Source organism: Bremerella alba (genome assembly GCF_013618625.1).
GTDB classification, from domain to species: Bacteria; Planctomycetota; Planctomycetia; order Pirellulales; family Pirellulaceae; genus Bremerella; species Bremerella alba.
The window spans coordinates 68,447-88,569 of sequence record NZ_JABRWO010000001.1 but is presented as its reverse complement, the minus strand read 5'-3'; the positions used below and the strand labels follow the sequence as shown (position 1 = coordinate 88,569).

Sequence of the window (20,123 nt, the reverse complement as noted above, 5' to 3'; positions counted from 1 at the left end):
AACTAAGGGATTACATTGCTCCGTCGCTTGTCCGTTAGGTTAGTACGCTCGCTTCGAGTCACGCTTTCGATCGATTAATTTTCTCAAGGTTGCATTGTGGATCGTCCGTTAAAGATTGCCAAAGTTATCCCTTATCCGCTACAAGCACTTCGATTTGGTGGCCCAGTTGTTCAGGCACAAGTCGTATGCCGGGAGCTTGCTGCACGTGGACATGAAGTCCGTGTAATAACAACAGACATCGAGCTACCGCAAGACATCCGACGCAACGAATGGATCGAGAACGAAGGCTATCACATCTACTATGCATCGACCTCTCCGCACCATCGAATGCCCCCCTATTACACGCCAAGCATTCGCCGCCCTTTGCGCGAGATCCTTGATGGGACGGATGTTGTTCAAACCAATATTGGCCTCACGCTAACTAATGACATGGTAAGGAAACTGACCAAGCGGGCCGGCGTTCCCTACGTTTACAACGCCGAGGGGGCGCTGTGTCCCAAGCGAATGCAGATCAAATCGTTCGAGAAGAAACTCTTTCGATATTTCTATGAGAATCGGATTGTCCGAGAAGCGGCCGTTTGTCAGGCCGTCTCGCAATACGAACGCGACACGCTGATGCAGTGGGGCGTGTCTCCGGAACGAATCGCTGTGATTCCCAATGGATTCTCGTTGCCGCCGATCGATACCCGCGAAGCTAAAATGGGACTTCGCCAACAATTGGGATATACCAACGATGATATCGTAATTCTGTTCATGGGAAGGATATCACCGATTAAGGGAATCGACCTACTTCTCAATGCCTTCGATCAAATCAGCGATGAATTTCCGAATGCCCAATTGATGATTGCCGGGCCAGACGAAGGGATTCAGGCGACACTAAAAAAATTCGTGCAGAAGCTCGGACTTGAGCAACGCGTTCGATTCAGCGGCCTCATCGGCGGAGAAGAAAAAACAAAGGCTCTGCAGTCTGCGGATATTTTCGCGCTTACGAGTCATTCCGAAGGTTTACCCAACGCCGTGATTGAGGGGCTTGGATATGGTTTGGCGATGTTGTTAACGCTATATTGCAATGTGCCTGAAATCGAAGAATACGATGCCGGGTACATCGCCGATACGAACGTTGGCTCCATTGCGAGTCGCCTTCGCTTGCTGTTGGGCGACGATCGAAAAAGACTTTCATGTCAAGAAAATGCTCGTCGCCTTGCTCAGGATCGGTTTTCGCTGGGAAAAGTTATTAACGACCTGGAAAAGGTCTATTACAGCATCGCTAAACATCCCGACCGAACACGTTCTGTACTAAGGAGCGTGTGACGCTGCTTGGCATGAATGACAATGCGAAAGCGGCCCAAGGAAACGGATGCCAAGGCTGGTGTTGCAAAGCCCGAAACGCATTCGCTTGGGCTGTTTTAGGATTTCCTCCGAGAATGGATTGAACGGCGACATTTACGTAGTGTCGCGAGGTGGAAATCTCATACGGCAGAAACCTCGGAAGTGACGCTTTCTTATCGAGGCCTAATCCGCGCCGTTGGCATGTCTCTTGGATACACTTTTCAATCAGAATACGCTGCTCTTTTTTCTTCGTCCGACAGATGCTTGTGGGCAATTGGCGGTAGTAGTAAAGCACATCTGGAAGACAAGCTAATTTGCCAACTTCTGCAAGCCGAAAGAAGAGATCAAAATCTTCTACGAAATTATACTGTTCCCGGTAGCCGCCGACTTGGATAAGAGCACTTCGTCGATACATTAGGGCCGGGCCGCACATCGCACATTCGCCATACTTAAACGCTCGAGTATCAAGATCTGAATGCTCGGTTGGGGTCGTGACTACAGTGATTGATCGTTCGTATTCATCGACAATTTCTGCAAATGAGCCCACCGCGACACACTCCGGATTGCGCTGTAGAAACTCAAGCTGCGTTTCCAATCGATGAGGTGAGCAATAGTCATCGGCATCTAAAGTTGCCACAAATTCAGCCCGAGCCATTTCGATAGCAAGATTACGTGCAGTCGCCGCTCCAGCGTTTGCTTGGGAAACCACAATCAAACGATCATCGACAGCTTGGAATTCCTGCAATATCTTTAGGCTGTCATCCGTCGATCCATCATCGATGCAAATGATCTCGATTTCATTCAGCGTCTGAGACAACATGCTTTCTAAGGCACGTTTCAAGTAAAGTTCGGCGTTGAAAACAGGGATGACAACGCTAACCATCGGGGGCTTTGTTGTATGATCACTTAACATTGTCATTAGTCCTCTAAGACCTTTTTCGATATCTTACTTTGCATTGAAATCGTCTTATGGGCTATCTTTAGTCCGCGCCGTGCAATTTGAATCAAGTCACCTTCTCGCAAGTAATCCAATAATCCGGGGTTCATGAATCTTCCCCGATACTTGCCCCTGCCGCCTGGGTGTGGTTCAAAATGCTTGAAAGATATTCCAGCTGTCGCAAGAGCGTGGGCATAGATCAGTGCACCAGAGACGGGCTTTGCTGATAGGTCCTCTTGCAACAATGCGATCAGTTCGGCCAGTGTATTTGGATTGTACGTTGCACCCAAATTGGTATAGAAAGATCGCCCTGCAAGAATTGAGGGGCGACCCCAGTAGGTCGCCTCAATTCCAGCAGTAGACCCGAAAGAGAGCGTGCAGTCAGCGTTCTTCATCATGTCATAGGTGGACACCTTGTCTTCAGGGGGGATAACTGTGACACCGTCACCTTGCAATGATTGGAATTCCTGGAGTTGACGAGGATGTGCAGTGATTAAGTTTGGATGGCATCGAATAAATAAATGGATTGGTAAGCGGTGCCTTCGGATCGCATCTGCGATCGCTCGCAAGCCTTCATTTTGTGTTGAAAAAAGTGGGTTTGACCATTCCTTGCCGATCGCAACAAACTCATCTTCCGACGATGGAAAAACGGCAATGCGACGTTCAGTTACAGAGTGCCAGTTATCAGGGAGAAGGCCTGACGTCTGTTCTTTTACAAAGTTGAAACGCGATTTTAACTTTCCTTCGCAACGTTTCTCATACCATTCTCTCGCAATTTGTTCTCTTGAATTCGGTGACGCCTGTTCCCATCGATCGCGTGCCGAGCTTTCAAAGGTTGTAATCGAGTGAGGAAGCGAGTTGGCGAATAGGGCGTAGTGCTTCCGGTCTCTTCCAATTTCGTGAGTGAAATACTTTATGTGTTTGCTTTCGCACGCACGGACGGTTGCGCGAAGAGTAGCAAATCTGCCGTTGAAAATGTAAACGGCTTCGATCTCTTCCGTGGAAAGTATATTAAGCAGTGTGTTGTGAATTCTAAGGCTGGCGTCAGCAAGCGGGTTGAGAAGGGACCTATACTGATCAATATCCGGAAATGGATCACGCGTTTTTGTGACTAGTGAAGAAGCAAGTGCCATGCCGACGTCAAAGGTAGGCGTTTTCCATTGCAACAAATCAGTCAGTGTTTTGCACTTATCAAGCTCTGCTAAATCAACTGGCGCGGACCAACCAGGCAACTCTGAGAATCGTCGGACTTTCAGGGATGGTTCGATGAGACGAAACCCCTTTTTACGAATTGCCATGCAATGATCGCATTGAACTTGATCATGCGTGTAATTGATGTCACACGATTTTAGTTCAGAGTTGCAAAGCAGTACCTCAACTTCCTTGCCTTGCTCAATGTGTTGCTCAATCAGTTCCAAATCGGTAGCAAAGTGAAGTGCCATCGTGGGTATCAGGGGAATGAATAGGGTTTTCACTTTAGTACTCCCGGAAAGTTCACGTCATGCAGTTGAAGCGGTGTCCCTCTTTCTAGGGCGACCGATGCTCTGGACTCTAAAACCACATCCAGCCATTTCGGCGCGAGTCCGTGGCCCGGACGAATTGATCGAACGTTCTCTGAGGTAAATGGTTCACCTGCTTTTATGTCTTTGACGACGAATAGAGAGCGGCGAAATGTTCGGCTCACATGCTCTCGTGAAGTAGGAGCATAATTTACCGTTCCCATTGACTTCTCAGCGACGCGGACGGCCTCGACCATTGCCTTGAACTCATGAGGTTCGAGAGAAAAAGCACTATCGGGGCCTGGCTCATCACGAGACAGAGTTAGATGTTTCTCGATAATACAGGCACCAAACGCTACCGCGACGACCGGAACGGCAATTCCCAGCGTGTGATCGGACAAGCCGATCGGTACTCCAAATGCGGTTGCCATATGTGGTATTGTGCGCAGATTCATTTCTTCCGGTGGGGAAGGATAGCTGCTGGTACACTTCAGCAAAGCAATCGGTCCAGAGCCTGCGATACGTAGCGTTGCCAGGGCTTCTTCAATTTCCCCTAGCGCGGCCATGCCCGTCGACATGATGACCGGTTTCCCGGTACGGGCAATTTTTTTCAGTAGTCCGGTATCCACGAGCTCAAAAGAAGCGACCTTGTAGCAAGGGACGTCCATTTCTTCAAGAAAATCTATTGATGAGCTGTCGAATGGCGAGGAGAAACACTCCATGCCCAGATCGTTGGCAAGCGTCTTGAGCTTCGGCTGCCAGTCCCAGGGGGTGTAGGCTTCCTGGTAAAGGTCGTATAGCCGTCGCCCTTTCCAGATGGTGCCTTCACCAATCTGAAACACATCGTTCGGGCAGTCGATGGTCATGGTATCCGCGGTATAAGTTTGCAACTTAATCGCATCCGCACCTGCTTGATGAGCCGCGTGCACCAATTGTTCGGCTCGCTCATACCGATGATGATGGTTTGCTGACAATTCCGCGATGATGTATGCGCCGCTGGAAACATCGCGTTCGTTACTCAGTAATTTGGAAATTGATTTCATGGACCGACACTCCACTCGCGGCTAACAAATTTCTCGGACGACTGTAAATACTTCCGCTGCTGAAAGTCCAACCTGGGTTCCCAAGGCGTTGTGCGGCGGTCGTCAACGCATCCGGGGAACGTGGGTGGGAGGACAGGACGTTATTGAATTCTTTCAAGAAGAAGTCCAGCGAATGGTGACCTTGAATCGGTCAAAGAGTGATTTGTACTTATCATAAATTAAATTCTTGTTGGCATTCCATTCATTCTGTTGAAGTCCCAAGAGATGAACCCCAAGGCGTTCTCCATCTCTTTTGATGTTGGATCTTCGAAAGCCTTCTTCAGCGAACGCAAACTTCTTGTGAAGAGTGACAACAGCATTGTTCCCTTCGAGAACTTCGCAGTTCAACTTCTCAAGCCCAAGTACCTGGAACGCAAAGTCAATGAACGCAAATTCAATTACAGCTCCCATTCCACCTCTGGAATCCCCAGTCAAATAAAATGCCCAATCCGACTTTAGGTGAACCCGGTCCAATGCGTTGATACTTACGACCCCTAATGGAGCCTGGTTGTCATCTAAAATGGCAAAAACAATTTGTTTGGAATTGGACTGTAGGCCTTCCAGCCACGCGCGATGCTCTGATTCTGTGATGATATGGTCACTAAACATCCATATTCTTACGCCTTGCTCGTTTCGGATGTGCCTTACTTTATCCTGCGTTTCCGGGACGATTTGGAGCAAAGGAACTAATTCAATGGATCTTGGAGTCGAACTGGTCATCAGCTCATCTATCCCTATTTCAAAGCGGCACTTCACCATGGTAGATCTGCGTCAAAATACGATTAACGCCTTGCCCATCCACAAGTAACTTATTGGCATTAGACATCTTGTGAATCAAGGAAGAAGAATTCGCAAGTGAGTAGAACTGTGTCATCAATCGGTCTAGATCAAGTGACTTGCGAGCATCGATAAGTTGAACACAGCCTGCTTTCTCTAATTCTTGCGTCGCTGCCACTTGATTGTCGGCTTGGATTAAAACAACTCTGGGAGTTCCAAAATAAGCAAATTCCCAGTTTGTACTACCGCCGCTACAGATCGCGATGTCTGCCCATCGCATAAGCGATGCCATGTCGTAAACGTTGGTTAGAACTTCGATTTCGTGGATCGAATCGACGATGTTTGAAAACTCTTCCGAGTGAGGATTACCTGCTCCAAGAACTACACGTACTTTTAGAGGGCGGCACTTGAGGCAAGTTAATGCCGTGAGAACTGACAACGTCAGGTTTTGCGGGTCACTGCCACCCAAGGTGATTAGTACGTTCTCAATGGGAGAGTTCAAATAAAACGACTGGCCACCTAAGCGAAGAAATTCTTGGCGAAGTAGTGCGTAAGAGCTTCCAAGCAGTAGTTTTGTACGTTCACTGCGATTGTCGTAGAAGCTGGAGTCGGCGCCCAAATTTTGATTCAAGATCCAATCCGCATCATATCGCTTGCAGTGTCCGTAGTCATCAAGAAAGAGGGTGCGAGCTGTGCTGGTGCTCAAATGTGTTTGAAAATTGTCATCAAATTGATAGCCGTCGACCATGAGGTAAGTTGCTGCTTCCTGATCTTGGATTTCCAGTAAGCGATCTAGGTCGTCGTCACTTCCAGGCACTGTATCCGAAGTAACAACTTCGAACGCTTCGTCGTTCAGCCGTTTCAAAAGATTGTCGGGTATACACGCGCAAAGGAACTTTACGGGACCAATGCGATTTCGCCATGCCTGGGCAAGTGCCAAGCATCGCATGATGTGGCCTGTTCCTATCGTAACGCTGGCATCTGCGCGGATCAGGAGCACGCGTCGTCTCCTTTCAGCGTTGCGAGATGTGCGAAAAACATCTGTTCGGCGCGTACCCAGTCTTCTTCGGTGTCGATGTCCTGCACCAAATGTCTCGGTAGGACAACTCCCTTTGCGTGCGCGGAATACACTCCGCTGGCATGAAGAAAGGCATCGCGCGTGCCCCAGTAAAACTGCCCGGCATCGTGGAATACTTCAGGAAGATCTTGGGATCGGGTTGCTTCGTGCTCCGGCCATAACATGCTAACGCGATCGCCTTCGAGTTTAAGTGATCGAAAAATAGGAAAGCAAAAGCTCGTCACTGAAAAAGCGAACTCGGCATGTCGGTCATGCTCTAACAAGCGACAGCCAGCGGTTAGGTTTTCCGTACTCAAAAACGGAGCGGTTGGATAAATACAGCATGCCAAGTGAACGTTACCTGCTCCGGTCTCAAAATGTTGAATTGCGTGTCGAATCACGGGAAGAGTAGGCGTGTGATCGCCTGAAAGTTCTTTCGGTCGCAAAAAGGGGGTCTTAGCACCGAAGAAGTTAGCGACATCTGCTATTTCCTGATCGTCCGTCGAAACGATTACCTCATCAAAGAGATCGCTGCCAATCGCCGTTTCAATCGAGTATCCGATGATCGGCTTTCCGGCAAAAAGACGAATATTCTTTCGTGGGATTCGTTTGCTGCCACCTCGAGCGGGGATGATTGCGATTTTCATGAATTCGCCTTCTCGCACATGTCGGTCACGCCGTTCACCACGGTTCGAACGTCATTGTCAGTCATCGCTGAATAGAGAGGCAGGCTCAGTGCCCGGCAAAAATAGGCCTCGGCCTCTGGGCATTTGCCAGGTAAGTAACCATATTGCTGCCGGTAGTATGGTTGTAAGTAAACAGGGATGTAGTGAACTTGCGTCCCGATTCCTTTTTCTCGGAGGTTAATCATGAACTCGTTACGAGAAATTCCAATCGAGTCGAAATCAATTTCTACCGAATAAAGGTGCCACGAGACCAACTCCGGCTCGACATTCGGGCTAATCGCAGGAGTCTGAAGAAATTCAATGTCTTGGAATGCTTCGTTGTAGATCGCGACAATTTCCTGGCGGCGTCGGATAAACTGGGGCAGTCGCGACAACTGTGAAAGCCCGAGCGCACATTGCAGATCGTTAATTCGATAGTTGAAGCCAAGCTCCTGCATTTCGTAATACCACGGGCCAGGTTGAAAGGCCTGTTCTTCGCTTCCCAGGCCAACAAATGAATTCGTATCACGCGTCATGCCGTGGTTTCGCAAGATACGTGCTTTGCTTGCCAACGCATCGCTATTGGTAACAAGCATGCCGCCTTCGCCTGTGGTCATAGTTTTGACCGGGTGAAAGCTGAACGTCGTAATATCCGCCCATTCGCTTCCACCACTTCTAATGACTTGGCCATTTTGGCTCGTGGCACTGCCGATTCCATGACATGCGTCCTCGATAACGATTGCGCCTCGCCTCCTGGCTACTTCGGAGATGCCTTGGATATCACATGGTTGGCCGGCAAAATCGACGGCAACAACGGCCTTGGTGTCTGGTAGCCAATTGGCTTCCAAAGCTTTGGGGCAAAGGTTACGACTAGCCCGATTTACATCGGCAAAGTCAGGCGTCGCTCCTACGTACGTTGCGCAGTTCGCAGAAGCGAGAAATGTAATAGGGCTGGTAATTAGTCGATCGTCAGGACCGAGCCCCGCAGCCATCGTCGCAAGGTGTAAGGCAGCCGTGCCACTATTTACTGCTACGGCATAGCGGGCTCCAACGAAATCGGCGAACTGCCTCTCAAATTCTTCCACGCATGGGCCACTTGTTAGCCAATCACTTTTGAGCGTCGCTATGACGGCATCGATGTCAGGCTGTTCGATTTGTTGACGGCCGTATGGAATCATATTGTGATCGCCAGGGAAAGTTCGTCGTAAATTTGACAGAATTACGGAATGTTAAAAGGTTTGGGTTTCAATCAAATTACGAATATCATCGATAGTCAACCATTGAGCATTTTCATCTGAGCGATACGAGAAGCCTTCCGGTACAAGTTGTGCCTCATGGAATTCAGCGAAACTGTTGATTTGAGAGGTTAAGCCGAGATGCGGATGAGAGGGAACAATAATGAAATGGTCGTCGGTCTCTAATGTCTGCAGGGAATCAATGGCGGTGATCATTTCCTCATGCAGTTTTTCGCCAGCACGGATGCCGACGATTTCCTGTGTACAATCTGGCCCAATCGCCTTAGCGACATCAGTAATTCGATAGGAAGGGATTTTCGGAACGAATAATTCACCTCCCAGCGATTTCTTTAGGGCAGTTAGGACCAAGTCGACCCCTTCGCTTAAAAGGATATTGAATCGAGTCATACGGGGGTCAGTAATAGGAAGCGTTCCGCTATTGCGACGTTCCAAAAAGAACGGAATAACTGAACCACGGGAGCCCATTACGTTGCCGTAACGGACGACTGAAAATGTAATACTGCGAGGTCCCTTAATATTGTTGGCCGCAATAAACAGTTTATCCGAGCAGAGTTTCGTGGCCCCATACAAATTGATGGGAGCACACGCTTTATCTGTCGACAACGCTACGACCTTGTGGACGTTCTGTTGCAAGGCAGCCGTGATAACGTTTTGGGCACCCATGACGTTAGTTTGAATACATTCAAAAGGATTGTATTCGGCGGTTGGCACTTGCTTTAATGCCGCAGCGTGAACGACTGTGTCGACTCCTTCCATAGCACGCGTTAATCTTTCGCCATCACGAACATCCCCAATAAAAAACCGTAGCTGGGGGTACTTGTCAGCGGGAAATCGCTGTCTCATTTCATACTGCTTTAGTTCGTCTCGCGAGTAGATGACAATGCGTGAAGGCACTTCATTCAAGGTGAAAAGTCGCTTGACAAGCGCGTTTCCAAACGATCCAGTGCCACCGGTAATAAGAACGTTATTCATTGATTCATTCATCTGTCGTTTACAGTCTTAAAATCGAAATGTCTTTTAACGCCTCGTATTGCAAACCGCGACATTCGACTAGTGCTTGAAATATCTAAGGCGATCCCTTTTCGGCAATCAATTTCTGGTTGTCGCGTGAGCCTTCTCATTTCGCTGAACAGTCCAAGTATGAGAACAGTGGACCGGCGGACGAGTCTCGAATGCGTTGTGGAATTGGGTGTTGTCGCTATCTGCGAGTTCAAAATCGGGGACTATTTTAAGTTCCCCTACCGGTGTCCAGGCAAGCAAGTCTCGACTCATCCCGGCACCTCGGAGTCTTAGCGAAAGATCATAGGTGCCGGGATAAAATGGCAGGGATTGAATCTGGCAGGTAACTGAAACTTGATTGCCCCGGCCAGACGCAATGCTTTTCGCGTCGTAGGCGGTGTTTAGTTCGCAGAGAGGAGACTCTCCGCTGCCAATGCGTACCATCAGTTGAAGATTGGGGAGGGGTGTTTCCGCACCAATCTCGAATGTCAGATCGCATGGTGAAGTAAAGCGAATGCATTGGTTGTCGCTTAGGGGAACTTCATTGAGCAAGATTGAACGAATCTCTACTCCGAGATTTCCCTTCACGGGTAAGTTGTAGAGATCCCCTTGATCTGGAGACATATAATCGCGAAGGACCGACTGTGGATCACCATCACCGTGTATCGAACCATCTCGAAGCCAGATACAACGCGAGCACATTTGTTGCACGGCACCAGCGTTATGGCTGACAAAGATTATCGTGCGGCCTTCTTCAGCTATGGCCGACATCTTGCCCAAGCATTTCTTCTGAAACTCGTGGTCCCCAACCGCGAGAACCTCGTCCACGATCAAAATTTCAGGTTCCAAGAATGCAGCTATTGCAAACCCAAGCCGGACTTGCATTCCCGACGAGAATCGCTTGACCGGCGTTTCCAGGAATTTTTCCGTACCTGAAAAATCAACTATTTGATCAAACTTCCGTTTGATCTCAGCACGCTTCATGCCCAGGACAACGCCGCTTAGGTAAATGTTTTCACGGCCCGTAAGTTCTGGATGAAAGCCTGTGCCGACTTCTAGAAGAGAACTGATTCGACCCCGCACACCAAAGCGGCCTTCGGTTGGCTCAGTAATTCGTGACAGCACTTTCAAAAGAGTGCTTTTTCCAGCCCCATTTCTGCCGATAATTCCAACGACTTCGCCTTGTAGGATGTCGAAATTCAGATCACGAAAAGCCCAATATTCGGACGCTGGAGGAGGAGCTGACGGACTCTTGGCTTTGCGAAGAGTACGCAAGTATCGCACAGGTGTGTTGATTGCCGAGCGCGCGTAACCAGAGATCATTTCGGTCAGCCGATGACCGCCATGCTGGACTCCAATCTTAAATCTCTTTCCCAGTCCTTCGACTCGGATTGCGTGTTTCGGCATTTAGATTCGATCTGAAAAAAAACGTTCCATTCGTCGGAAGTAAATCATTCCGCCGATCAGGATAGCAAGCATACAACCTAGAGAGATGGCCATGGGACCCAAAGCTGGTGGTGCAGTACCAAGAATCGCCCAGCGAAATCCTTCCAAGGCACCAACCATTGGATTGAGCGAATAGAGCCATCGCCACTCAGGCGAGACCATCGAGGCCTCATAAACAGTGGGGCTGGCCAGCAACCCAATCTGGAGTAAGAAGGGGACGAGATATTGAACATCCCGATAGATCGCATTCATTGCCGATAGCCATAATGATACGGCGAGCGAGCAAACCACGACAATGACGATCATCAGCGGCAACAGAAGTATCGCCATAGTAAAAGCAACCTGATACCAGACCATTACGACGAGCAGCATGCAAAAAGCGATGCTGAAATCGACCAAGGCCACGGTTACGGACGAAATCGGAAGAATGATCTTAGGGAAGTAAACCTTGGTCACCAGTTGCTGATTGGCCACAATCGATTGGGTGGCAGACGTTACAGTCGATGCAAACAATTGCCAAGGAATCAAGCCACACAACGCGGTGATTGCGTACGGCAAGCCGCTCTCTGAAGGCTTACCACCGGAAACACGGAAGAAAAAACTGAAGACGAGCATCATTGCTAACGGCTGAACCACGGCCCAAGCAATACCGACAAACGTTTGTCGATAACGTACTTTCAGGTCCCGCAAAGCAAACATCCAAATCAGCTCGCGAAAGCGCCAGAGTTCCTGAATATCGATCAGGTCCCACTGGTGCCGGGCACTGTGGTATTGAAGATCGTCCTGTATTTCGCCGGTTGCCATACTTGCCGAGGTTTACGCAATCACTAAATCAATCTGATCTGGCTCCAGCGAACATCGCTTACCTAGTAGCAAGCTAGGCAGGAACTCAAACGACTCAGTTTAAGAGGCGTATATTAAGGTTGTGTTAGCGCAGTGATGATGGGATATGAAAATGAGAGTTCGTCCGGCTCATCTCGGTTGAATCCGTGTTCAGCAAACATTTATTCATTTGAAAGACAGGGTCGCAGGACGTAAGTCTTTTTAGGCACGTCTGTTACACCCGATTTGTGCTGAGGTCGGGTTGATGAGTTCCCCGCCATGTGCGGTTAGTTTGAAAGGGGAGTCGCTCTTGCGCAATGTTAATGGCAGGTAAATGCTCGTTTGCCGCTAGGGGTGTGCGACGTATTGGGTGCCCTCATATCAGCAGGTCGGTGAGTGTTCATTTAAAGGATGCTTTGACGTTCTCAACTTCTAAAATCAACTACCACTACGGTATCAGTCGAATTATTCGTAAGTCTTTTTGTTGAAGTGTGTTACGGTTACTCTTTGGTAGAGCGGTTCCAGGAAATTCTAAAGTTCTCAAATTTATTGCGAGAATTGGTTGGTTTCAGGATGACTCTATGGGAAGCAAATCGGAGTGATCGTGGAATTTACAAAGCAGAATGAAGAATTTGTTCGGTTGTACGCCAAGGCAGAAGGTCGTTTACGGCGATATGTCGGTGCATTGGTGCCTGTGACGTCCGATGTTGATGACATCCTTCAAGAGACAGCGATAGCTCTCATGCGGAAGTTTGATCAATATGATGTGACCCAACCGTTCTTCAATTGGGCATGTCGTTTTGCTTTGTACGAGGTAATGCAGCATCGTAAACGAGCCAAGACTCGCGGGCGGCATTTCTCGGAAGAAGTAGTCGAATCTATCGCTGCCGAGTATCAACAACATCAGCAGCTATCCGATCTGCGAAAAGCAGCGTTATCCGTTTGTCTCCGTAAGCTAAAAAGCCAGGACCGTAAACTGGTCGAATTGCGGTACTTCAGTGAAGAAACAGTGGAAAGCTTAGCAACGAGAATCGAAGAGCCTACGGCGAAACTCTATCGTTCGTTGGCACGAATTAGATATCTACTGGCCAACTGCGTGCGTAGATCGCTGGCGGCCTCGGAGGGCGCATCGTGAGCGAAGCGAACAACGCCGATAATTGCCGACTGAACGATCTAATCGCGGGACTTATTGATGGATCGATCACCGATGATCAATTTCATCGTCTCGACCAAATGCTGAAAGACGATCCTGTATCGCGACAACACTACCTGGACGCTCTGCAAATCCATGAGGATTTGCCTGAGGTTGCTTCTCTTTCGAATGAAGGTCAGACGGTCGAGGTCGCTTCCCAGAAAAGAGAAACTGAAAGCAACCCAAGCTTTGCCTTTTGGCAAACAGGACTGGCAATCGCCCTTTTGCTACCGATCGCGTTTCTCGTAGGAGCATTACTTCCGCTTGGTGGGAGTCCACTTGCCCAGAACGCGAACTCCCAAACCGCCAATATACAACCGACGACGCATAAGCAAATAGTCAATGACGTACGGTTCGCCAATTTAGCGCATGCTCGATTCTTCGGCGAAATGCCACCTAAGATCAATGTTTCTCCTCTCAAGAACCGTGACTATGTGTTAAAGGAAGGAATGGTGGAACTCGCCTTTAAGCGAGGTGCTTCCGTAATAATCGAAGGCCCTGCAGTATTTCGCGTTGAATCGGAAGAAAGATTGGCTCTCGATGTTGGCCGTTGTAGCGTTCATGCACCTGAGGGAGCCGAAGGTTTTCAGGTAGAGACTCCTGAGGTGAATGTCATTGATCGAGGAACTCGATTCTCAGTTCATGTATTGGAGGACAATGCTACCGAAGTGCAAGTTGTCGAAGGGGCGGCGGACATATATGGAAAAAAAACGATTGCCAGGGAAAACGTTCAAAGCGAAATCTTTGAATTGCGACTTAAACCAGCCGAAGCTCGTCGATTTTCGTACGGAGACTCCCAGGAAGCGGTCACTGTTCCTTACAAGGCCGATCAGTATCAGCGGCAATTGCCTGATCGAATTGTCGCGTATGAAGCGACTATGTCTGAAGATGGCCGGGCCGATGAATTACTGAGCGTCCAGGTTCAACGTGGTGGCGAGACTTATAAATATCCGGTTGAAGATCTTATCGGTTCTCAGATCACACATTTTCATGCCCAAGATAGCCATGGCTATTTGATCGGAGAGGCCGCCTTGCCGGTAGTTCATTCCAGTCTAGCTTCAGACCGAAGCATCTGTACCGGCGTAATTAATATTGGTGGGAGCCAGCAGCAATTAACGGATGATCCAATTTTGGTCGTTGATGAAAGTAATGGGCAATATGGAACGCCTGGCATGGCGATTCGATTTGAACGTCCCGTTAAGAATGGTCCTGGGGCGGACGTAGTCTTCTTTGAACTGCAAGTGTTCTCCAACCCGCTCGACGGAGATGCGTTTCACATTAGCCCACTCGAATTTCGTGATGGTTTGCATTCGCACACTGTAACATCGTACGACCTTACTCTCGAGTCTCCGGAAGCACTGAAAGTTCAGCCACTGTTCCTGCAGAAGTTTGACAACGTTCCACGTTCACTTTCCCAATTAGAATCCTTCCGTTCGACTCCGATGATTCAGGCCGTTAAATTTCAAGCGATTGCGGTGGGGATCGATCTCTCCGATCTCGGCTATGAGGAAGGGGCCGAGGTCGAAGGTTTGTTTTTTCAAGATGCCCTGAATGATGATGATATAGTCGATCCTACATTCATCGCGGGACTTCCTGAGGTAGAGCGACCGCAACCAAATAACCTCTCAAAAGCGAAGCCGTAACTTATCTTGCAGTCCCACAGATAGGCCAATTTGGGCAAAGGGTCGATGTCATCCATTTGGCTCTTTTGATCGGCCATCCATTACTCATTTTTTCTCCTCTTGTTCTCGCCTCGAAGGCACCTATTCATGAAACGATTGTCTCGATCACGTCAGCTCGGATTTACGCTTGTGGAGTTGCTTGTTGTCATCGCCATCATTGGGATCTTAATTGCTCTCTTACTGCCGGCCGTGCAACAAGCCCGTGAGGCCGCTCGTCGAATGCAGTGTTCGAACAACCTTAAGCAGATGGGCCTTGCTTGCCACAATTATATGGACATTAGCCAAGAAAGCTTTCCGCCAGGCTCGTATTACAAGCTGCAATCTGGTCAATGGGACTCGCATGGCTGGGCGGTGGCGATACTGCCATTCATTGAACAGAACGCTTTGTACGATCAGTACAATTTTTCGCTGAACCCCTTGGCCGCAGCGCAACAAGACATTCGGAAGACAGTCGTCGATGGCTTCATCTGTCCCAGTTTCAATGGCGACTCTAAGAATACATCCGGTGCGTTATATTCCGATGGAGCACTGCTTACCTATCAAGGTATCGCGGGCGTCTACTTTAATGACTCGGTACTCGATCAAAATCTTCCCGGCAATGCAGGGCACGGGATGATCACATCCAACGGAGTGTTTCGCATTAATGGCGAACGCCGTGCTGCCGATATTGTTGATGGGTTGAGTAATACGATCATGATTGGCGATTACGCTCACCGTGATCGCACAGGCGTAAATAGTGGTTTTCCAGGAAATGTGCGAGTTTGGATCGCTGGCACAACGAGCACCGTTAATGGTGCCCTCTACAACGTCAAGATCATTTACGAAGACACGATCAACTCTCGCCGTGATCGAAACGACGGGATTGCGTTCAATCATCTTCCGTTCACCAGCAAGCATCCAGGCGGTGGCAGTTTTCTTGCAGCGGACGGTAGCGTTCACTTCCTGCCAGAGACTATTAATTTTGAAGTTTACCAAGCAATTGCCACGATCGATGGCGGCGAGTCGCATTCGATCCCCTAGTCCCTCCCAGCTTCCGACCTATCTAGTTTAAGACTTTCGCAACCCTACCTAAGCGATGGCGTGAGGAAATACATATGCGATTATTCGGCTTGCTTTTTATGCTTTCGATAGGCTTGATGCTTTGTTCGGGTTGCTTCGGGCAGAAGGGGTTGGAGACGGCACCCGTAACGGGCATCGTCACCTACAACGGGAAGCCGCTTCCATACGGACGGGTGAGCTTTCGTCCTCCGGCAGGCTCACCAGCAACCGGCGAGATTCAATCCGACGGGAGATTCTCGTTGTCGACGTACGGTAATGGTGATGGCGCCATCGTCGGTACGCATCAAGTTTCTGTGACAGCGACAGAGGTAGACGCCGGCGTAATGGCAGCGACAGCAGCGAACACAGAAATGACTGTTCCCAAATCAATGATTCCTAAAAAGTACACCAGCTTCTCTACTAGCGAACTGACAGCTGAGGTCGTCTCCAGTGGTAAAAATCAATTTGCGCTGGAATTGAATGATTGACGTTCGGCTATCCCCAGTTCTCGACCCGCCAAACACCTCCCACCATGAAGACAATTTCGGAAGGCCCTCCTATGAATCGTATCCGTCCCCTCTTGATACTCTGTCTACTGATAGCGTCTTGGGATTTACCACTTGTATTCGCGGAGGAGCCGGTCGCTAGCTGGGAATTTGGAACCGAAGAGGAGACTCCGCTGAGATCGGTTGGGGGTGTCCATCGTGATACGACTGGTCCTAGGCCACCGGATTTTCCCGATTTTCCGGTCAATAATACGGCTGTTGAATTCGATGGAAGTGGTTCTCGGTTTGTCTTTTCTGATCCGGGTAAGCTTAGTCCGTTTGATTTCACCAACGGAGACGAGATTACCTTGGAAGCTTGGGTCGATATTCGCGAACTGCGTGAAGGGGAAAACACGTATGTGATTGGCAAAGGGCGAACGAATCGGCCAGGCTTCTCACGAGACAATCAGAACTGGGCGCTTCGAGTTCGACGTCTCAATGGCAAGGCATGCGTGAGTTTCCTCTTCGCCACGCCGAACTCTGCTGCCGGTCAAAACCATTGGCATCGTTGGACGTCTCGCGAAGGATTTGTTCCTCGTAGTGGGTGGCACCATATCGCCGCGACTTATCGCTTTGGTGAATCGAAGAGTATCGGTACCTGGATCGACGGACAGAAGGTGGACGGTTTCTGGGATATGGGTGGCCCGACGGAGGAGGCCCCTATTGTTGACGATGATGAAATATGGATCGGCTCGTCGATGGGAGGAGCATCCACAACAAGTTTCCGAGGTGGGCTCGACTCGATTGCCATTCATCGCGAGATTCTTAGTGACGAAATACTCGAGAAGCGTTTTCGGTTTGAGGGACAGCGAGCGGTCGTTGGTCCTGCGCCGGAAGCGATGCCAGATCTGGGCTTCATTCCTCCCAACGAAGTTCAAGTAACCTTTCATGAAGGATTTCCTGCCCACGATCGCTGGCTGATGTCGGACGAGTCCTTCCCGGAAGCATCGGCACTTTGGGCTGGAAAGTCTTTCCTGCTCGATCAACTTCCTGTGCGCTATGACGACTGGGGCATCCGCACGGCCTGGAAAGCTCCTGTGGTTGTACGTATGGCTGGTAATGTGATGCTTCCCCAAGGTGAACATACGCTGCTTTTACGTGCCCGAAGCATGTCGCGAGTGTGGATCGATGGGAAGTTGATTGCAAAGACGACGCCTCTTTCGGGTTCCCCGGATGGCGAGGAACCGATTACCCCGATCACCAAGCCGCCTGCTCCTGGCCATCGCGCGAAGTGGCATCGCTGCAAGGAAGTGAAAGAGACGCTTTCGATTGAGAAGTCCGGTCCAGTCCGGGTAGTGGTGGAAGCGATCGCTGGTGGCAAGCGTTTCCGAGCAGAACCGGGGGAACTAACCGTTGCCATCAGCACTGATGGCGAAGAGACCTTTTCCATTTTGCGGCCATTAAATCTGTCCAGCGATCCTCTTCCGTTGACAGACCATGCTGTCGAAGCGGAACTGGACCGCATTTCGGCTTCCATGACCCGACTCAATGACAGGAATCGTCACATCGCGGCTGCCACTCAGGGCAAATGGTGGGAACAAAGACATGAAATTGGTCGAGAATGGGTTGCTCAAAATCCGCAGCCAGATATTCCCGCAACTTCGTCCAGGGTAGAGCATCCGATCGACGCTTTTATTGTTGCTCGGATTGAAGAAGTGAAAGCCACCAGTGGCGATTTGCCAATGTCCGAAGCGAATCACTTCCAGTCGAAGGTGCTTCCCATTCTTCGTGGCGAGTGTTTTCGTTGTCATGGCGAAAAGGACAAGGGAGGTCTCTCACTGAACGCGCGTGATTTGGCTGTGCTCGGAGGCTTCTCCGGCGAGCCAGCGATTAAACCGGGCGATCCACATGCCAGCGAAATAATTTCTCGAATGAGAAGCTCCGAGGAAGACACACGAATGCCGCCAACCGGTAAGCGTGTGTCGGAGGAGAAAATCCAAATTCTCGAAAAGTGGATTGCCGATGGAGCTATATGGCCAGAGGCTTCACTAGCTGAAGGACGTACTGAGCGAGCCCAAATTGTAGATGACGCAACGTTTATCCGGCGGGCTTATCTCGATACGGTCGGTGTTGTTCCATCTGAGGCCGATGTGAGGGAGTTTCTAAAGGGCGATTCGCCGAACAAGAGAGAGCAACTGATCAATCGATTGCTCGCCGATCCTCGTTGGGCAGATCACTGGGTCGGCTACTGGCAGGACCTACTGGCCGAGAATCCTACGATGATCAATGCCACCCTCAACGCAACAGGTCCCTTTCGATGGTTCTTGTACGATTCTCTTGTCGATGATAAGGGAATCGATCGAATGGTTACCGAGTTAATGATGATGCGTGGAAGTAGTCCCGAAGGTGGCAGCGCGGGTTTCGCCCAGGCAGCCCAGAACGATTCGCCGTTTGCAGCCAAAGGGCATGTCGTGGCGAGTGCCTTTCTTGGTGTTGAGATGCAATGTGCTCGCTGCCATGACTCGCCGTATCACTCTACTACCCAACGCGATCTCTATTCGCTTGCGGCAATGTTTGCCCGTAAATCGGTGACCGTGCCCAAGTCGAGTACCGTGCCGCCAGGCTTTTTTGAAGCGAAAGAGCGAGATTCCTTGATTGAGGTGACGCTAAAGCCTGGCGAACCTGTAACGCCAACATGGCCCTTCGCTCAACTAACAGGGGCAGAGGATAACGAGCAACTATGGAGCTTAATGCAGAATAAGGGAGATAGTCGCGAAAAGTTGGCGACATTGATCACCGCACCGCAAAACACACGATTTGCGCAGGTGATTGCCAACCGCGTCTGGCGTCGGCTCATTGGTGCTGGGCTCGTCGAACTGCCGCACGACTGGGAGGGAAATCCGCCAAGCCATCCGGAACTCCTCGAGTGGCTGGCAAAAGAGCTTGTCGCCAACGACTATGACATCAAGCATCTGGCTAAAGTGATCATGACATCAGATCTCTATCAGCAAGAGGCTATTGGAGAGAACTTGAGTGCGGAGCCAATGCATCGGCTGTTCAACGCTCCGGAACGCCGCCGCATGACGGCCGAGCAAATTGTCGACTCACTGTATGCCGCAACGGGGCAAGAAATGAATGTCGAAACGATGACGGTCGATCCGGATGGTCGTCGTGCCGCCGGCAGTCGGAATAACTTCGGCACCCCACATCGCAGTTGGATGTTCGTGAGTCTGTCTAACGAACGTGATCGACCGAGCCTTACGTTTCCTTACGCGGCGATGGTCTCGGAAGTGCTTACTGCGTTTGGATGGTCTGCCGATCGACAGGCACCAAAGACGGATCGTGAAACAGATCCGAACGTTCGCCAGCCAGCGGTCATGGCAAATAGCAATCTAACCATCAATTTGACCAAAGCCGCTTACAATTCTCCCTTAGCCGACTTGGCAGTCGATGCGAAATCGGTCGATGCTTTGATCGACTCGGTGTTTCTACGTCTATTGAGTCGATATCCCACGCCGGAGGAACGAACGCTGTTTCACGAGCGACTTTCTGATGGCTTCGTTAATCGACTGGTTCCGCAAAGTAAAGTTGTGCAACCGAAACCATGGGACCGGTTGCCGCAGGTCACTTGGTCGAATCACTTACGTTCGGAAGCGAATACGATTCAGCAGCAGCATGCCGAACGTGTTCGCCAAGGCCCGCCGGCTGACCCACGTCTTCAGTCCGAGTGGCGGATGCGATACGAAGACTTCGTCTGGAGCGTTGCTAACCTCAAAGAATTCGTTTGGATGCCCTAAGCGTTGATATCATCATCGCGTTTTATTCCCGCACAAAATTAAGCTCGATCAAAGGATATC

General features: G+C 49.9%; 16 protein-coding genes. 6 read left to right on the top strand and 10 right to left on the bottom strand.

Annotated features, from left to right (window positions below; genetic code table 11):
• The first annotated feature begins 96 nt into the window (after window positions 1-96).
• A complete protein-coding gene (locus HOV93_RS26280; RefSeq protein WP_207394458.1) occupies window positions 97-1,311 on the top strand; it encodes a glycosyltransferase in 1,215 nt (404 codons plus the stop codon).
• Here the strand turns inward: HOV93_RS26280 and HOV93_RS00315 are convergent.
• The 10 genes from HOV93_RS00315 to HOV93_RS00270 all read right to left on the bottom strand — a co-directional run bounded on the left by HOV93_RS00315 (window position 1,268) and on the right by HOV93_RS00270 (window position 11,851).
• Window positions 1,268-2,212, bottom strand: coding sequence for a glycosyltransferase family 2 protein (locus HOV93_RS00315; protein ID WP_207394457.1), 945 nt, complete (start codon window positions 2,210-2,212; stop codon window positions 1,268-1,270). The two genes, HOV93_RS26280 and HOV93_RS00315, sit on opposite strands and share 44 nt — an antisense overlap.
• Window positions 2,213-2,247: 35 nt before the next feature.
• Window positions 2,248-3,741 carry a hypothetical protein gene (locus HOV93_RS00310; protein WP_207394456.1) on the bottom strand — a complete coding sequence of 498 codons (1,494 nt, stop codon included), beginning with the start codon at window positions 3,739-3,741 and terminating at the stop codon, window positions 2,248-2,250.
• The gene (gene pseI / locus HOV93_RS00305; protein ID WP_207394455.1) at window positions 3,738-4,808 is read right to left on the bottom strand and encodes a pseudaminic acid synthase; all 1,071 of its coding nucleotides are present in this window, start codon (window positions 4,806-4,808) and stop codon (window positions 3,738-3,740) included. The genes HOV93_RS00310 and pseI overlap by 4 nt, the downstream gene beginning before the upstream one ends.
• 153 nt (window positions 4,809-4,961) lie before the next feature.
• On the bottom strand, window positions 4,962-5,567 hold the full coding sequence (gene pseH, locus HOV93_RS00300) for a UDP-4-amino-4,6-dideoxy-N-acetyl-beta-L-altrosamine N-acetyltransferase (RefSeq protein ID WP_207394454.1): 606 nt from the start codon (window positions 5,565-5,567) through the stop codon (window positions 4,962-4,964).
• Window positions 5,568-5,586: 19 nt separating this feature from the next.
• Window positions 5,587-6,624, bottom strand: coding sequence for a UDP-2,4-diacetamido-2,4,6-trideoxy-beta-L-altropyranose hydrolase (gene pseG / locus HOV93_RS00295; RefSeq protein WP_207394453.1), 1,038 nt, complete (start codon window positions 6,622-6,624; stop codon window positions 5,587-5,589).
• The gene (gene pseF, locus HOV93_RS00290) at window positions 6,615-7,328 is read right to left on the bottom strand and encodes a pseudaminic acid cytidylyltransferase (RefSeq protein WP_207394452.1); all 714 of its coding nucleotides are present in this window, start codon (window positions 7,326-7,328) and stop codon (window positions 6,615-6,617) included. Before pseF ends, pseG begins: the two co-directional genes overlap by 10 nt.
• The gene (gene pseC / locus HOV93_RS00285; RefSeq protein ID WP_207394451.1) at window positions 7,325-8,524 is read right to left on the bottom strand and encodes a UDP-4-amino-4,6-dideoxy-N-acetyl-beta-L-altrosamine transaminase; all 1,200 of its coding nucleotides are present in this window, start codon (window positions 8,522-8,524) and stop codon (window positions 7,325-7,327) included. The genes pseF and pseC overlap by 4 nt, the downstream gene beginning before the upstream one ends.
• A 51-nt stretch (window positions 8,525-8,575) precedes the next feature.
• On the bottom strand, window positions 8,576-9,574 hold the full coding sequence (pseB, locus tag HOV93_RS00280) for a UDP-N-acetylglucosamine 4,6-dehydratase (inverting) (RefSeq protein ID WP_235989642.1): 999 nt from the start codon (window positions 9,572-9,574) through the stop codon (window positions 8,576-8,578).
• 117 nt (window positions 9,575-9,691) lie between these two features.
• Window positions 9,692-11,008 (bottom strand): ABC transporter ATP-binding protein, encoded by a 1,317-nt coding sequence (locus HOV93_RS00275; protein WP_207394449.1) that lies wholly within the window; start codon window positions 11,006-11,008, stop codon window positions 9,692-9,694.
• Window positions 11,009-11,851, bottom strand: coding sequence for an ABC transporter permease (locus HOV93_RS00270; protein ID WP_207394448.1), 843 nt, complete (start codon window positions 11,849-11,851; stop codon window positions 11,009-11,011).
• Between the two features lie 622 nt (window positions 11,852-12,473).
• On the opposite strand from HOV93_RS00270, the gene HOV93_RS00265 reads away from it, so the two are divergent.
• From HOV93_RS00265 to HOV93_RS00245, 5 genes are all read left to right on the top strand, one after another.
• Window positions 12,474-13,004 carry a sigma-70 family RNA polymerase sigma factor gene (locus tag HOV93_RS00265; RefSeq protein ID WP_207394447.1) on the top strand — a complete coding sequence of 177 codons (531 nt, stop codon included), beginning with the start codon at window positions 12,474-12,476 and terminating at the stop codon, window positions 13,002-13,004.
• Window positions 13,001-14,704 carry a FecR domain-containing protein gene (locus HOV93_RS00260; protein WP_207394446.1) on the top strand — a complete coding sequence of 568 codons (1,704 nt, stop codon included), beginning with the start codon at window positions 13,001-13,003 and terminating at the stop codon, window positions 14,702-14,704. Before HOV93_RS00265 ends, HOV93_RS00260 begins: the two co-directional genes overlap by 4 nt.
• 126 nt (window positions 14,705-14,830) lie before the next feature.
• Window positions 14,831-15,763, top strand: coding sequence for a DUF1559 domain-containing protein (locus tag HOV93_RS00255; protein ID WP_207394445.1), 933 nt, complete (start codon window positions 14,831-14,833; stop codon window positions 15,761-15,763).
• A 74-nt stretch (window positions 15,764-15,837) separates the two neighbouring features.
• The gene (locus HOV93_RS00250) at window positions 15,838-16,269 is read left to right on the top strand and encodes a hypothetical protein (RefSeq protein WP_235989640.1); all 432 of its coding nucleotides are present in this window, start codon (window positions 15,838-15,840) and stop codon (window positions 16,267-16,269) included.
• A gap of 71 nt (window positions 16,270-16,340) precedes the next feature.
• On the top strand, window positions 16,341-20,063 hold the full coding sequence (locus HOV93_RS00245; protein ID WP_207394444.1) for a DUF1553 domain-containing protein: 3,723 nt from the start codon (window positions 16,341-16,343) through the stop codon (window positions 20,061-20,063).
• The last annotated feature ends 60 nt before the right edge of the window (window positions 20,064-20,123 follow it).

What these genes read in the sequence shown, in the direction of transcription:
- HOV93_RS00270 (WP_207394448.1), bottom strand. Translation starts at nt 11,851, where the DNA reads ATGGCAACCGGCGAAATACAGGACGATCTTCAATACCACAGTGCCCGG.
- pseB (WP_235989642.1), bottom strand. Translation starts at nt 9,574, where the DNA reads ATGAATAACGTTCTTATTACCGGTGGCACTGGATCGTTTGGAAACGCG.
- pseH (WP_207394454.1), bottom strand. Translation starts at nt 5,567, where the DNA reads ATGACCAGTTCGACTCCAAGATCCATTGAATTAGTTCCTTTGCTCCAA.
- pseF (WP_207394452.1), bottom strand. Translation starts at nt 7,328, where the DNA reads ATGAAAATCGCAATCATCCCCGCTCGAGGTGGCAGCAAACGAATCCCA.
- pseI (WP_207394455.1), bottom strand. Translation starts at nt 4,808, where the DNA reads ATGAAATCAATTTCCAAATTACTGAGTAACGAACGCGATGTTTCCAGC.
- HOV93_RS00245 (WP_207394444.1), top strand. Translation starts at nt 16,341, where the DNA reads ATGAATCGTATCCGTCCCCTCTTGATACTCTGTCTACTGATAGCGTCT.
- HOV93_RS00255 (WP_207394445.1), top strand. Translation starts at nt 14,831, where the DNA reads ATGAAACGATTGTCTCGATCACGTCAGCTCGGATTTACGCTTGTGGAG.
- HOV93_RS00315 (WP_207394457.1), bottom strand. Translation starts at nt 2,212, where the DNA reads ATGGTTAGCGTTGTCATCCCTGTTTTCAACGCCGAACTTTACTTGAAA.
- pseC (WP_207394451.1), bottom strand. Translation starts at nt 8,524, where the DNA reads ATGATTCCATACGGCCGTCAACAAATCGAACAGCCTGACATCGATGCC.
- HOV93_RS00275 (WP_207394449.1), bottom strand. Translation starts at nt 11,008, where the DNA reads ATGCCGAAACACGCAATCCGAGTCGAAGGACTGGGAAAGAGATTTAAG.
- HOV93_RS00250 (WP_235989640.1), top strand. Translation starts at nt 15,838, where the DNA reads ATGCGATTATTCGGCTTGCTTTTTATGCTTTCGATAGGCTTGATGCTT.